General features: G+C 70.1%; 9 protein-coding genes. All 9 read right to left on the reverse strand.

The genetic code is table 11. The features are described from left to right. Positions 1 to 50: 50 nt before the first annotated feature. Positions 51 to 1,061, reverse strand: coding sequence for an N-acetylglucosamine kinase (locus GXP74_RS24545; RefSeq protein WP_225448152.1), 1,011 nt, complete (start codon positions 1,059 to 1,061; stop codon positions 51 to 53). After that, entirely contained in the window at positions 1,052 to 2,308 is a 1,257-nt protein-coding gene (locus GXP74_RS24550) for a 6-phospho-beta-glucosidase (protein ID WP_182453408.1), read from the reverse strand. The genes GXP74_RS24545 and GXP74_RS24550 overlap by 10 nt, the downstream gene beginning before the upstream one ends. After that, positions 2,305 to 3,351 (reverse strand): ABC transporter ATP-binding protein, encoded by a 1,047-nt coding sequence (locus GXP74_RS24555; RefSeq protein ID WP_182453409.1) that lies wholly within the window; start codon positions 3,349 to 3,351, stop codon positions 2,305 to 2,307. The genes GXP74_RS24550 and GXP74_RS24555 overlap by 4 nt, the downstream gene beginning before the upstream one ends. Then, positions 3,348 to 4,367: an ABC transporter ATP-binding protein gene (locus GXP74_RS24560; RefSeq protein WP_182453410.1), complete on the reverse strand. Its 1,020-nt coding sequence runs from the start codon at positions 4,365 to 4,367 to the stop codon at positions 3,348 to 3,350. Before GXP74_RS24560 ends, GXP74_RS24555 begins: the two co-directional genes overlap by 4 nt. Further along, on the reverse strand, positions 4,351 to 5,214 hold the full coding sequence (locus GXP74_RS24565; protein ID WP_182453411.1) for an ABC transporter permease: 864 nt from the start codon (positions 5,212 to 5,214) through the stop codon (positions 4,351 to 4,353). Before GXP74_RS24565 ends, GXP74_RS24560 begins: the two co-directional genes overlap by 17 nt. Before the next feature lie 8 nt (positions 5,215 to 5,222). Beyond that, entirely contained in the window at positions 5,223 to 6,206 is a 984-nt protein-coding gene (locus tag GXP74_RS24570) for an ABC transporter permease (protein WP_182453412.1), read from the reverse strand. Between the two features lie 91 nt (positions 6,207 to 6,297). Continuing rightward, positions 6,298 to 7,977: an ABC transporter substrate-binding protein gene (locus tag GXP74_RS24575; RefSeq protein WP_182453413.1), complete on the reverse strand. Its 1,680-nt coding sequence runs from the start codon at positions 7,975 to 7,977 to the stop codon at positions 6,298 to 6,300. A 344-nt stretch (positions 7,978 to 8,321) separates the two neighbouring features. Further along, complete coding sequence (locus GXP74_RS24580) at positions 8,322 to 10,856, reverse strand: discoidin domain-containing protein (RefSeq protein WP_182453414.1); 2,535 nt, start codon at positions 10,854 to 10,856, stop codon at positions 8,322 to 8,324. An 89-nt stretch (positions 10,857 to 10,945) separates the two neighbouring features. After that, entirely contained in the window at positions 10,946 to 14,623 is a 3,678-nt protein-coding gene (locus GXP74_RS24585; RefSeq protein ID WP_182453415.1) for a discoidin domain-containing protein, read from the reverse strand.

Genomic DNA, 14,623 nt, shown 5'->3' on the forward strand with positions numbered 1-14,623 from the left:
CGCCTGCCGGGCCCGGGCGGCCGGTTCGGGTCGACTGCCCCGGTCCGTGGTCAGTTGCCCCCGTTGCGGTACCACTCCCGCAGCCGGTCCAGGGCCTGCTGGGGCGCGCCCAGCGAGTCCAGGCCGAGCAGCGCCGCGCCCGCCACCGGCGGGACGTCGGTGTAGCGGGGCTGGGCCGACGGGGCGTACTCCTTCAGCCTGGCCTCCACGCCCTGGGTGAGCAGCGGGTGCCGGGTGGCCAGGATGCCACCGCCGAGGACGACCTCCACGTCCGTCCCGGCGAGGTCCAGCCGTTCCAGTACCGAGCGGGCCATCAGGAACACCTCCTCGGCCTGCCGCTCCACCAGCGCCACCGCGACCGGGTCCCCGGCGTCGGCGGCCTCCAGCAGGACCCGGGTCAGCTGGACCAGGTCCCCCGGGCTGACCGAGCCGAGGTGCACGGCGACGGCCACGTCGTGGACGGTGGGCTTGCCGAAGTACTCGGCGACCCGCTGCCGCAGCGCGGTCTGCGGGCCGCGGCCGTCCTCGGCGCGCATGGCGGAGTACATGATCTCGTTGCCGAGCCAGTGGCCGCCGCCCCAGTCCCCGGTGTGGTGGCCGAGCGCCAGGAAGCGGGCGATCCGGCCGTCCGGGCTGACCCCGGCGCAGTTCACCCCGGCGCCGCAGACCACGGCCACGCCCCAGGGGCGGCGGGTGCCGGAGCGCAGCAGCGCGAAGGTGTCGTTCAGCACCTGCGACGTGTGCGACCAGGACCGCTCGCCGAGTTCGGCGCTGAGGCGTTCCTCCTCCTCGGGCAGGTCGACGTTGGCCAGGCAGGCGGATATGTGCCGGGCGACGGGAGCGCTCCCGTCCAGACCGGCCCGGCGGGCGACCTCCTCGACCATCGGCGCGAGCGTCGAGGCGCTGGGGGCGCCGGAGCCGGGGCCCCGGACGGTGGCGAGCACCCTGCCGTCGTCCGCGACCAGCGCGATGTCGGTCTTGCTGTTCCCTCCGTCGATGGCCAGTACTGCGGGGATGGGCCCCGGGGGCGTCGCCCCCGGGGCGGTGTCCTTCACGTCCACGCCAGGAAGTCCTTGTTCTCGCTGAGCAGCAGGTCGGTGAGGCGGTCCGCGCGGTCGTACTGACCGATCAGCGGATGGGCGAGCATGGCCTCGAAGACCCGGTCCCGGCCGCCGTGCACGGCGGCGGTCAGTGCGAGCTCCTCGTACGCGGTGACGTGCGCGATCAGTCCCCGCTGGACCGCGGGCACCGGGGCCACCGGGAGCGGTACCGCTCCGTCGGCGCCGATGACGGCGGGCACCTCGATCACCGCGTCGTCGGCCAGGAACGGCATCGTCCCGTTGTTGCGGACGTTGGCCACCTGGACGTCGCCGGTCCCGGCGACCAGCGAGGCGAGCAGGTTGACCGCGGCCTCGGAGTAGAACGCGCCGCCGCGCTTGGCCAGCAGCTCCGGCTTGTGGTCGAGCGTGGGGTCGGCGTACATCTCCAGCAGCTGCCGCTCCATGGTGGCCACGGCCGAGGCGCGGGTCTCCTTGTGGCGCAGCTCCTCCACCACCGCGTCGTGCGCGTAGTAGTACCGCAGGTAGTAGGAGGGGATCATGCCGAGCCGGTGCACGAGTTCCACCGGCAGCTCGATGTCGTCGGCGACCTCCTGGGCGCGCTCCGCCAGGATCTGCGGCAGCACCTCCTCGCCGTCGATCGTCACGCCGCGGATCCAGGTGAGGTGGTTCAGGCCGAAGTGGTCCAGCGCGACGCTCTCGGGGGCGACCCCGGCGGCGGTGGCGAACCGGCGCTGGAAGCCGATCGCGACGTTGCACAGGCCCACGGCGCGGTGCCCGGCCTGGAGCAGGGCCCGGGTGACGATGCCGACCGGGTTGGTGAAGTCGACGATCCAGGCGTCGGGCGCGGCCAGCTGCCGGACCCGCTCGGCGATGTCGAGCACCACCGGGACCGTGCGCAGCGCCTTGGCCAGGCCGCCGGCACCGGTGGTCTCCTGGCCGACGCAGCCGCACTCCAGCGGCCAGGTCTCGTCGCGGTTGCGGGCGGCCTGGCCGCCGACGCGCAGTTGCAGCAGCACCGCGCCCGCGCCGGTGACGCCGTCGTCCAGGTCGGTGGTCCAGCGGACGGTGGCGGGGTGGCCGTAGGCGGCCATGATCCGCTGCGCCACGCCGCCGACCAGCGGCAGCCGTCCGGCGTCCGGGTCGACCAGGACGAGTTCGGTGACCGGCAGCCGGTCGCGGAGCCGGGCGATGCCGTCCACGAGCTCCGGGGTGTATGTCGAGCCTCCGCCGACAACGGTGAGTTTCATGCGGATTCCTTCGACGTGTGCTCGGACCAGGTGGTGGGGGTCACCGTCTCCGCGCGGTGGCAGGCGACCTGGTGCCCCTCGGAGAGCAGCCGCAGCGGCGGGGTGACCGTGGCGCACTCGGTGGCGGCGATCGGGCAGCGGGCCCGGAACCGGCAGCCCGGCTCGGGGTCGACCACGCGCGGCGGCTCGCCCCGGTCGGCCCCGGCCAGCTCGGACAGCGGCGCCCGCGGGTCCGGCACGGTGGCCAGCAGCAGCTGGGTGTAGGGGTGCTTGGGCTCGGCCAGGATCTCCTCGATCGGACCCTGCTCGACGATGTGCCCGGCGTACATGACCACCAGCCGGTCGGCGGCGTAGCGCGCGCTGGCGAGGTCGTGGGTGATGTAGAGGAACGAGACGTTGGACTTGTCCCGCAGCTCGGCCATCAGGTTGAGCAGGCCGATCCGGATCGAGGCGTCCAGCATGGAGACCGGCTCGTCCGCGATGATCAGCTTCGGGTTGGACGCCAGCGCCTGGGCGAAGCCGACGCGCTGCCGCTGGCCGCCGCTCATCTCGTACGGGTACTTCTGCATGTAGGTCGCGGCGGGGGTGAGCCCGACCGAGGTCAGCAGCCGCTCGGCCTCGGTGATCCGGGCCTCCTTGCCGAGCTCCGGGCGGTGCAGCTTGAGGCTGCGCAGGAGGCCGTGGGAGACCCGGTAGACCGGGTTGATCGAGCTGAACGGGTCCTGGAACACCATCGGCGCCTGGCTGCGGTACGCCAGCTGGTCCTTGCGCGAGCGCAGCTGCGACAGCGGCTTGCCGTCGAAGGTGATCTCGCCCGCGGTGGGCTTGTAGACCATGGCCAGCAGCCGGGCGACGGTGGACTTGCCGCTGCCGCTCTCGCCCGCCAGGGCGACGATCTCGTTGCGGCCGATGGTCAGCTCGGCGTCGTCCACGGCGTGCAGGTTGCGCTTGGAGAAGGCGCCGCCGAGCTGGAAGTGCCTGGTCAGCTTGGTGGCTCTGAGCAGGACGTCGTCCGCTCCGGCCGGGGTGGGGTGCTCGCTCATGCCGGGACGTCCTCCTTGGCTGCGCGTCCGGGCTCGTGCAGCAGGCAGCGCACGAGGACCGAGTCGACGTCGTACAGTTCCGGCCCGGTCTCCGTGCAGGACGGCATGACGTTCGGGCAGCGCGGGGCGAAGCGGCAGCCGGGGGGCGGGCTGCCGAGGTCGGGCGGGGTGCCCGGGATGCCGAGCAGCGGCACCTTGGGGCCCCTGATCGACGGGAAGGCGTCCAGCAGGCCCTGGCTGTAGGGGTGCAGCGGGGTGTCGAACACGGTGCGGGTGGTGCCGAGTTCGGCGATCTGGCCGCCGTACATCACGATCAGCCGGTCGGAGAAGTGGCTGACCAGGGACATGTCGTGGGTGACGAAGATGATCGCGAAGCCGAGCTCCCGCTGGAGCTCCTTGATCTGCACCATCAGCGAGCGCTGGGCGACCACGTCCAGCGCGGAGGTGGGCTCGTCCATCACGATCAGGTCGGGGGTGAGCAGCAGCGCCATGGCGATCATGGCCCGCTGGCGCATGCCGCCGGACAGCTGGTGCGGGTAGCTGTTCAGGTGCACCGCGTCGACCCCGACCAGCTCCAGCACCTCGCGCGAGCGCTGCGGGATGTCCAGGTCGTAGCTGTGCGCCCGGAGCACGTCGCGGTACTGCGCGCCGATGGTCTTCACCGGGTTGAGCGCGTTCATGGCGCTCTGCATGACCACCGAGAGGCCGGCCCAGCGGATCGGGCGGATCTGCTTCTCGCTCAGCGGCACCAGGTCCTGGCCGCGGAACAGCACCTGCCCGCCGGTGACCCCGGCCGGGGCGCTGAGCAGCTGGGCGATGCCGAACAGCAGCGTGGACTTGCCGCAGCCGGACTCGCCGACGATGCCGAGGAACTCGCCGCGCTGGAGGGTGAAGCTGACCTTGTCGACCGCCTTCACCGACCCCTTCTCGGTGGCGTACTCGACCACCAGGTCCCGCACGTCGAGGAGCGGTCCATCGGTCTCGGGCTGGGACTGGACGTCACGAAGTCGCGACACGGAGCCTCCTCACGGGGCGCAGGGCGGGGTTGCTGATCTCGTCGAAGGCGTTGTTGAGCAGGGCGAACGCGGCGGCGAGCAGGGCGATGCAGATGCCGGGGGCGGCGGCCCAGACGTACGCGCCGGTCTGCAGCGCGGAGTTGTTCTGGGCCCAGTAGAGCATCGTGCCCCAGTCGTAGGAGCTGGTGTCGCCGAGGCCGATGAACTCCAGGGTGGAGGCGGTCAGCAGCGAGTAGAGCGCCGCGCCCAGGAAGTTGGCGACGATCAGCGAGGTCATGTTGGGCAGCAGCTCGCAGACGATGATGTAGGAGCTGCGCTCGCCGCGGACCTTGGCGGCCTCCAGGAAGTCCCGGTTCCGCAGCGACAGCGCCTGCGAGCGCAACTGCCGGGCGCCGTAGGACCAGCCGGTGACCACCAGGACGATGATCATGACGCTGATGCTGTGCTGGCTGAAGTACCCGGCGATCACGATCACCAGCGGCAGCGTCGGCAGCACCAGCACCACGTCGGTGAACAGGTTCAGCGCGTCGTCCCAGACGCCGCCGAGGTAGGCGGCGGCGACGCCGATCAGCACCGAGAGGACGGTGGCCAGCAGACCGGAGACGATCGCGATCAGCAGCGCGGGCCGGGCACCGTGCACGACCTGGAGCCAGATGTCCTGGCCGAAGGCGGTGGTGCCGAGCAGGTGCTTGGAGGACATGCCCAGGGACACGTCCTTGGTGTCCGTGGCCGGGTTCCCGGAGACGATGAGGTTCGGGACGACCGCCATCACCACGAAGACGAACATGATGACCAGGCCGGTCAGGGCCTTGCCGTTGTGCCGGATGGATCTGAGCAGAGATGTCATGGGAGTCGTTACCTCGCGGACCGGGTACGGGGGTCGAGAATGGCGGTCGCGATGTCGGAGATCAGCACCGAGACCAGCACCGCCACCGTGATCACCAGGAAGAGGCACTGCATGACGGGGAAGTCCTCGTTGTCCACCGCCTGGACCATCTGGTAGCCGACGCCCGGGTAGGAGAAGACGAACTCGACCGCGACCGCGCCGCTGACCACGAATCCCATGGACATCGCGAAGCCGGTGACGTTGGGCAGGATCGAGTTCCGCGCCGCGTAGTCGATCATGATCCGCCAGGCCGGCAGGCCCTTGGCCCGGGCCATCCGGATGTAGTCCTCGGCGAGCGTGGTGACCATGGTGTTGCGCATGGTCAGCACCCAGCCGCCGATGGAGGTGATCAGCAGGGATATCGCGGGCAGCAGCGCGTGGCTCAGCACCGAGCTGATGAAGGGCCCGTTCCATCCCTCGGTCAGGCTGTTGTCGTAGCCGAAGGCCGATGGCAGCCAGGGGTTGATGTCGGCGAACAGCATGATCAGCATGATGCCGATCCAGAAGTACGGCAGGCCGGTGCCGATCACGAACAGCGGCGGCAGCACGCTGTCGAGCTTCCCGCCGCGCTTCCAGGCGGCGACCGCGCCGAGCGTGGTGCCGAGCACGAACGCCAGCACCGTGGTCACCCCGACCAGGCCCAGCGTCCACGGGATGGCCGCGCCGACGATGCTGTCGACCGACGCCGGGAACTGGGCGGAGGAGACGCCGAAGTTCAGTGTGGCGCAGTCCTTCAGGTAGGTCAGGTACTGCTCGATCATGCTCTGGTGGTTCTTGAAGCCGAGCTCGGCCTCCATGGCCTGGAGCGGGGCTCCAGTGAGCTTGCCGTGGAACTTGGCCATCAGTGCGTCGATCGGGCTGCCGGGCAGCATCCGCGGGATGGCGAAGTTGATGGTCAGTGCGGCCCACAGGGTGAGCACGAAGAAACCCAGACGGCGGAGCAGGAATCTCACCCTGCGGACCTCTCTTCTTCTCTTGAACGACGTGCGGCGTACTCAGTGCCGGGCGCCGGGCCGCCGCGACGGCAGCCCGGGCGCGCGACCGCTACTTCGGCTGGAGGTGCATCAGCACCTGGCCCCAGTCGGGGTACTGCCAGACCGAGGGCACGGCGTAGTCGTTCTGCTGGGTCACGAAGCCGGTGAAGTTCTTGGTGTCGTACTGGTACCAGGCGGCGGCCTCGGTCACCGGGATGATCGGCACCTGGTTGAGCATGACCGTCTCCAGCTGGCCGACGATCGCCTTCTGGGTGGTCTGGTCGGCGGTGGCGGCGTACTGGTTGAACAGCGCGTCGACGGCCGGGTCCTTGAAGCGCTCGAAGTTGGTGGCGGCGGGCTGCCCGATCGGCGCGCTGTTGCTGGAGTACAGCCACTGGCGCAGCTCGTAGTAGGGGGCCGGGCCGCCGGTCTCGCTGTAGTAGGCGAGCTGGAACTGCCCGTTGAACAGCTTGGTGGTGAAGTCGTTCTGCGACAGGTTGTCGACGTTCAGCTCGATGCCGGCCGCCTTCATGCCCTGCGCGACGGTCTGCAGCGAGGCGACCCAGTCGCTGTAGCCACCGTTGTTGATGATGGTGAAGCTGAGCTTCTTGCCGTTCAGCGAGTAGATGCCGTCGGAGCCCTTGACCGCGCCGAGGCCCTGCAGGATCTGGTCGGCCTTCTGCGGGTCGTAGGTGTAGCTGTCGGCCGCCTGCGCGGTCGGGTTCACCCACTGCGGGTAGGTCTGGGTGACGACGCCGAGCTGGCTGCCGGGGGGCTCCTGGCCGCCCTCACCGATGGACGAGGCCGACTGCCGGTCGGTCGCGTAGGCCAGCGCCTGGCGCACCTTGACGTTGCTGAGCAGCGGGTCGGTCATGTTCGGGAACATCGAGACCTGGGTGATCGGCGGCTCCCACGAGTGGTAGTTGGAGCTCTTGTCCAGGTAGTACTTCTGGATGTTCGGGATGAACTGCGCGCCCCACTGCGCCTGGCCGGTGGCCAGGTAGTTGTTGGCGGCGTCGTTGGAGGTGAAGGCCGGGTAGTCGACGGTCTTCACCTTCGGCAGGCCGGGCTGGTAGTACGACGTGTTCGGCTTGAAGGTGATGTTCTGCGGGGTGCAGGGCTTGACCACGTACATGCCGGTGCCGACCGGGTTGCTGTCGGTGTAGCCGACCGGGTCCTTGATCGAGGACCAGATGTGCTGCGGGATGATCGGGACCTGGTCCGCGATGTAGTAGAAGTACGGGGTCGCGGCCGTCTTGAAGTTGAAGACGATCTGGTTCGCGTCGGTGGTCGACTGGGTGACCGAGGACAGCACCGACCAGACCGAGTTGAGGTCGAGCGCCGGGAACTTCTTCAGCTCGTTGAAGGTGAACAGGACGTCGGCGGGGGTCATCGCGGTGCCGTCGTTCCACTTCACCCCCTGGCGGACGGTGAAGGAGAGGGTCTTGTTGCCGTTGCTCCACGCGTAGTCGGTGGCCAGCCACGGGGTGGTCTTGTCGTCCTGGAGCGCGTTGACGAACATCAGCGGCTCGTACACGTTGCCCATCGACAGGAAGCTGACGCCGCTGTTGAAGGGGTTGAAACTACAGTTCCACAGCCCGCCGCTCTCGTTCGACACGGTGAGCACGGCGTTGGGGTTGCCCGCCCCGCCCTTGCCGCCGCTGCTGCTGCTGGAGCCCCCGCAGGCGCTCACCAGCAGCATCGAAGCGGCGACCGCGGCAGCGCCGAGGACCTTGCCGCTTCTCTTCAAGACGGTTGTTTGCATAGTGGTCTTACCTCTCCCTGGAGTGCACGCGCCTATAGATAGTTAAGTTTCCTAACGATTGGTGAGGCATAGACTCACCTGAAATCCGCAGCCAGTCAAGAGCTCGGGCGGGGAGATTCTGCTTCTGTATCGGAACGTGACCGAGCTGAGGGTTTGCCGCCGCCGGGGTCGGATCGAGGGCGCGGCCGGAACCGGAGGGGGCGGCGACTGGCGCCACGGACGAACCGCTATGGTTTCCTCCAACCATCGCCGGGCGGCAGCCGCGGGCACGGAAACGGCCCGGTCGCCTGCCGGGGAGGGCAGGCGACCGGGCCGTCAGCGGGGGCTGGTCAGGGAGCGTAGACCTGGAACTCGGAGATCTGGGCCGCCGGCCACGCGCTGTTGTCGGCGACCGACAGCCGCAGGTAGCGGTAGTCGGTGCCGGCCGGGAGCGCGATGGTGACCGTGTCGGCGCTGTTGACCGCGTCGAAGACGTAGTCCTGGGCGGGCACCACGCCGGTGAACGCGGTGCCGTCGGTGCTGCCGAGGACCTGGATGTTCTGGGTACGCTGCCCCCAGGCCGGGTTCGTCGGGAGCTTGAGCACCACCTTGCCCAGGGCCTGGGCCGAGCCCAGGTCCACCGTCAGGGTCTGCGGGAAGGCCGCGCCGTCGTCGCTCTCCCAGTAGGTGTCGGTGTTGTCGTCGGCGGCGTTGGCCGCCGGGAAGCCCGCCAGCGCGCTGCTCGCGGTCATCGGCTGGGCCTCGGCCAGGTTGCCGTCCGAGGCGATGCCGTGGCCGCTGAGCCGCACCAGGTAGCGTCCGGCCGGGGTGCCGTCGGAGACGGTCAGCAGGCCGGTGACGTCACCGGCCTGGGAGGGCGTGAACCGCACGGTCGCGGTGCAGGAGGCGCCGGGGGCGAGCCACGCCGGGCAGTCGTCGGACTCGCCGAAGGTACCGGTCGCGGTGACCGAGGCGAGGTGCTGCGGGCGGGTGGACGGGTTGCTGACGGTGACCGTCCGCGCCGCGCTCGCGGTCCCGGCCAGGGTCGGCGTGAAGGCCAGCGCGGACGGGGTCAGGGTCAGCGGCCCCGGGGCCGGGAAGCCGCAGGCGCTGCTGCTCCAGCCGTGGTTGCCGGTACCGGTGATGCTGAAGCCCGAGGAGCAGTCGTAGACCCCGGCCGCGCCCAGTCCCGCGGCGGTGACATCGGTGAAGGTGGCCGAGCCCGGCGACTGGAGCTGCACCGCGAAGGTGCCGCTGCCGAGGATGCCCACCCGGTCCAGGGCGACGCCGCTGATGCTCATCCCCGGGTTGCTGATGAACTGCACGCCCTCGTAGGAGTTGTCCAGCAGCAGCGTGTCGCTGACGTCGATCTTCCCGGTCATCGACTCGTCCGAGGCCCAGAACCAGAGCGCGCCGACGCCGAACTGCCAGTTCGGGTCGAGTACGCCGGTGCGCAGCGCCACGTCGCCGGTGACCGTGGTGGTGCCGGACAGCGGCACCGAACCGAAGCGGTTGGCGACGTGGATGCCGCCGCCCTGGGTGACGGTGTCGGTGACCAGGTCGTCACTGACGGTGTTGTCGTGGCCGCCGTAGACGGCGATGTCGTTGGCCAGCACCGGGACCTCCACCGTGTCCCGGGTGAAGGTGTTGTCGTGGTCGGCGTTCTGGTCGGACCACATGGCCAGGCCGTCGTCACCGGTGTTGCGGACCAGGGTGTCGCTGACGGTGACGTGGCTGATGCCGTCGTGCAGGTTGATGCCGTCGGCGGTGGTGTCCTGGATCCTGCTGTCGGTGATGGTCAGGCCGTCGAAGGGGCCGTCGAACCACATGCCGACCTTGGTGTGCTGGATCCACAGGTCGTTGATGGTGGAGCCGCCGCCCATGGCCCCGCCGACACCGTTGACCTGCGCACTGTCGTCGCGGTCGGTGGTCTGCCCGAAGATCGCGAAGTCGGCCAGGTGGACCGCGCTGCTCGGGTCGGGCGCGTAGTTGCCGTAGACGCCGACACCCAGCCCGGTGAGCACGCTGTACCAGGGCCCGGCACCGTCCATGGTGACCTTGTCCACGATCAGGTGGCCGGTCACCGCGTACGTGCCCGGCGGCAGCCACACGCCCTTGCCGCTGGCCTCGGCCGCGTCGATGGCGCTCTGGATGGCGGCGGTGGCGTCCGCCTTGCCGGTCGGGTCGGCCCCGTAGGCGGGGTCGGTGACGCTGATGAACCCCGCCGGTTCGGCCTTCGGCGGGGCGACCTGCTCGAAGTCCGCGAGGTTGACCGTGGTCGGCACGACCGGGTCCGGCGCGCCCAGCTCGACCCGGACCCTGGTCCCGGCGGGCAGGGTGCGGCCGAGCAGCACCCTGGAGTCGTCGAAGTAGTGGTGCTCGGTGCCGTCGGCGGGGTTGTTGGTGAACGGGTAGGAGCCGTAGAAGTCGTCGTAGCGGGAGGTGGTGGCCAGCCCGGCGATCCGGCTGCCGCCCACGTACACGCCCAGGCTGCCGTCCTGGCCCTGACCGTCGGCGGAGTCGGGGATGCTGTAGCGGACGTCGACCGAGTTCGCCGCGCGGCTGAGGGTGAACTCGACGTACTGGCCCTGGTGGTCGAGCGTCACCGCGGTTCTGCCGACGGCCTCGGCGGCGACGGTGGTGAAGGTCCGGTCCGGGCCGATCCGGGTGCCGTTGCTGCGGGCGTCGGCGGCCAGGTACTCGGTGAAGGGCAGCGACGCGCCGACCCCGGGCACCGGCGAGACCGCCGAGTCGGCCGACACGGCGGCGGGAGCGGCGGCGGGTGCGGACGTCGCGCTCGCGGGCGGGGACGCGAGCGCGAGCCCGGTGGCGGCCAGCGCCGCCGAGGCGAGCGCGGCCAGCGTCCGCCGCAGGGATGGGGACATGGTGGGACCTCTCTGGGGGTGTCCGGGTGGGGGAAGCGGCCCGGCCGCCCGCCGGGAGGGCGGGCGGCCGGGCTGTCAGCGGGAGTGGGTCAGGAGAAGATCTCGAACTCGGAGAGCTGTCCGGCGGGCCAGCCGGTGTTGCCGGTGAAGTTCAACCGCAGGTAGCGGTCGCTGGTGCCACTGGGCAGGTTGACCGAGACCGTGTTGCCGGTCGCCGGGTTGAAGGTGTAGCCGGCCGAGGCCACCAGAGTGGTCCAGGTGCTGCCGTCGGTCGAGCCCTGCACCGACAGCGTCTCGGTCCGGGTGGACCACGCCGTGGCCGGCGGCAGGTCCAGGGTGATCGAGCCCAGGGTCTGGGTCGAGCCGAGGTCCGCCTGGAGCCACTGCGGGAACGCGTTGTCGGTGCTCTCCCAGTAGCTGCTGGTGTTGCCGTCGTTGGCGTTCGACGGAAGGTAGCCCTGGGTGGAGCCGCTGGCGGTCAGGGTCGCGCCCAGCGCCAGGTTGACGCTGCCCGCCGCCGCTCCGGTGCCGGACAGGCCCACGGTCAGCGGGCTGGCCGGGTCGTTGGACGCCACCGTCAGACTGCCGGTGCGGTTGCCGGTCGCGGTCGGGGTGAAGGTGACCGAGACCGTGCAGGAGGCACCCGAGGCCAGCGAGCTGCCGCAGGTGTTGGTCTGGCTGAAGTCACCGGTGGTCGCGACCTTGCTGATCGCCGCCGCCGCGCTGCCGCCGTTGGTGACGCTCACGGTCTGGGTCGGACTGGAGCTGCCGACCGTCTGCTGGGCGAAGGTCAGGCCGGAGGTCGACGCCGACAGCGAGGGGGTGGTGCTGCCACCGCCACCGCCGCTGGTGCTGCCACCGGGGAAGATCTCCAGCTCGGAGAGCTGCGCGGCCGACCACCCGGTGTTGGCGGTGAAGTTCAGCCGCAGGTAGCGGTCGCTGGTCCCGCTGGGCAGCGAGATGCCGACGGTGTTGCCGGTGGCCGGGTTGAAGGTGTACCCGGCCGAGCCGACCAGCGTGGTCCAGGTGCTGCCGTCGTTCGAGCCCTGCACCGACAGCGTCTCGGTGCGGGTCGCCCAGGAGGTGGCCGGCGGCAGGTCGAGCGTCAGCGAGCCGACGGCCTGGGTGGAGCCCAGGTCGGCCTGCAGCCACTGCGGGAAGCTGCCGTCGGTGCTCTCCCAGTAGGTGCTGGCGTTGCCGTCGTTGGCGTTCGACGGCGGGAAGCCGCCGGTGCTGCTGCTGGCGGTGAAGGCCGCTCCGGCCGCCAGGTTGGTGGTGGCGGTGACCCCGGTGCCGCTCAGCGTGGCCCCGATCGGGGTGCTGGTGCCGCTGTTGGTGATGGCCAGGGTCGCGTTCTGGGCACCGCCCGCGCTGGGCGCGAAGGTGACCGCGACGGTGCAGGAGGCACCGGCGGCGAGGGTGCTGCCGCAGGTGTTGGTCTGGGTGTAGGAGGAGTTGTTGACCGCGATCGAGCCGATGGTGATCGCCGTCGCGCCCGGGTTGGTCAGGGTGACCGTCTGGGCGGGGGTGGACGAGCCCACGGCCTCGTCACCGAAGGACAGCGCGGTCGGCGACAGGGTCGGCGGGGTGATCACGTTGGTCCCGCCGGTGCTGCCGACCAGTTGCAGCACGGTCGGGTTGCCGGGCTGGTTGGTGGGGATGGTCAGGGTGCCGGTGGTGATCCCGGACGCCGGGGCGGTGAAGCTGACGTCGACCTGGCACCAGTTCCCGCTGTCGGTCGGCGTGGTGGCGTCCAGGCTGGTCCCGCAGGGCTGGGACGGGTCGTTGGTCACGGTGAAGCCGCTGCTCGCGGAGATCGTGCCCAGCGTCGCCGCGGCGCTGCCGGAGTTCATGATGGTGACCTTCTGGGCCGGGGTGGCGGTGCCCACCGCGGCCTGCTCGAAGGTGGTGGTGGACGGGTAGGCGATCAGCGGCCAGGTGGCCGGCATCCCGCAGGCGGTGGTGGACCAGCCGGAGTTGCCGCTGCCCTGAGTGATCGTCAGACCCGAGCCGCAGTCCATGACTCCGGCGACGCCGACGTTGCTGCCGACCAGTCCGGAGATGCTGACCGAGCCGGGGGCCTGGTCCTGTAGCACGTAGGTGCCGACGCCGTTGACGGTGTTGTTGGTCAGGTTGACGTTGGTGATGGTGTTGCCGGAGCTGCCCTGGGTGTTGACCCCGGCGCCGACCGGCGGGGCGGAGTTCTGGAACTGGAACGCCTCATAGGGGCTGTCGTCGATCTCGTTGTTCGAGATGTTGACGGTGCCGTCCTGCGACTCGTTCTGCGGCCAGAACCAGATGGCGCCGACACCGTAGTCCCAGCCCGGGTCGAACTGCCCGGTGCGGACCAGCTTGTTGCCGGTGATGGTGGTGGTACCGGCGAGCGGGGTGGGGCTGTAGCGGTTGCCGATGTTGATGCCGCCGCCACGGGTGACCGTGTCCTGGAGCAGGTTGTTGGTCACCGTGTTGTCGGTGCCGCCGTAGAGGCCGATGTTGTTGGCCACTCCGGGCGAGTCCACCGTGTTCTGGGTGAAGGTGTCGTTGGCGTCGGCGGTGTTCTGCGACCAGATCGCCAGACCGTCGTCCTGGGTGTTGCGCAGGAAGCTGTTGGAGACCGTGGAGTCGGTCACCCCGCCGTCGAAGTTGATGCCGTCGGCGGTGGTGTCCTGGATCCGCATGTTCGTCAGCGTCAGGTTGGTGGAGGGACCGACGATCCAGGCGCCGACCTTGGTGTTCTGGATCCACATGTTGGAGAAGCTCGAATTGCTGAACCCTCCGTTGATCCCGTTCACCTCGCCGTCGCCGTCGTTGCGGACGTTGACGTTGCCGTACTCCGACAGGTTGGAGATGTTGACGTTGGTGCTGGGGTTGCCGATCTGCCCGGCGAACTCGACGTTCGCGCCGGTCATCTCGGTGTACCACTCGCCCGCGCCCTCGATCGTCACCTTGTTGACGAACAGCTGCTGGCTGATCTGGTAGACGCCGGCCGGGATGTAGACCGTCTGCCCGCTGGACTCACCCGCGTTGATGGCGTTCTGCAGCGCCGTGGTGACGTCGGTGACGCCGGTGTTGTCGACGTTGTAGGGCGCCTGGGTGACGTTGATCGATCCGGCCGGCTGCGCGATCGGGGCGGCGACCTGCTCGAAGTCGGCCGTGTTGATCACGTACCAGGGGGAGGTGTCGGCCGCGTCGACCTGGAGCGTGACCTTGGTGCCGGCCGGCAGCGTGCTGCTGAACATGGCCCGGACGTCGTTGTAGAAGTCGTGTCCGGTGCTCACCCCCAGCGCGCCGATGGTGGGCGTGTTGGTCTCGGTGGCCTGGGTGCCGTACTCCCAGCTGTACTGCGAGGTCAGCGACAGCGCCTGGTTGTAGGTGCCGTTGACGTACAGGCTGAGCGGCGCGGTGATGCCGCCACCGCTGACCGAGTCGGGTATCGAGTAGTGGAAGTCCACCGCGTTGGCGGGCGCGGTGAGCGTGAAGGTCACGTACTTGCCCTGGCCGATCAGCTGCACGGCCTGGCGGCCGGTCGCCTCCGACGCCAGGGTGCCGACGGTGTAGTCGGGGGCCAGCACCGTACCGTTGGTGGCCGCGTCCTGGGCCAGGTACTCGGTGAAGGGGACGGTGGCCCCCGGGGTGGTCGCCGCCGCGGCCGAGGTGGCCGGGAGGGCGAGCAGCGGGGCCGCGGCCATGAGGGCGGCGGCGGTGATGCCCGCCGCCGCTCGTCTGAATCGGGAGGCGGCTCCGGAGCGGGAGCGTGGGAGGAACAC

This window comes from Streptacidiphilus sp. P02-A3a, from assembly GCF_014084105.1.
In the GTDB taxonomy this organism is placed as follows: domain Bacteria; phylum Actinomycetota; class Actinomycetes; order Streptomycetales; family Streptomycetaceae; genus Streptacidiphilus.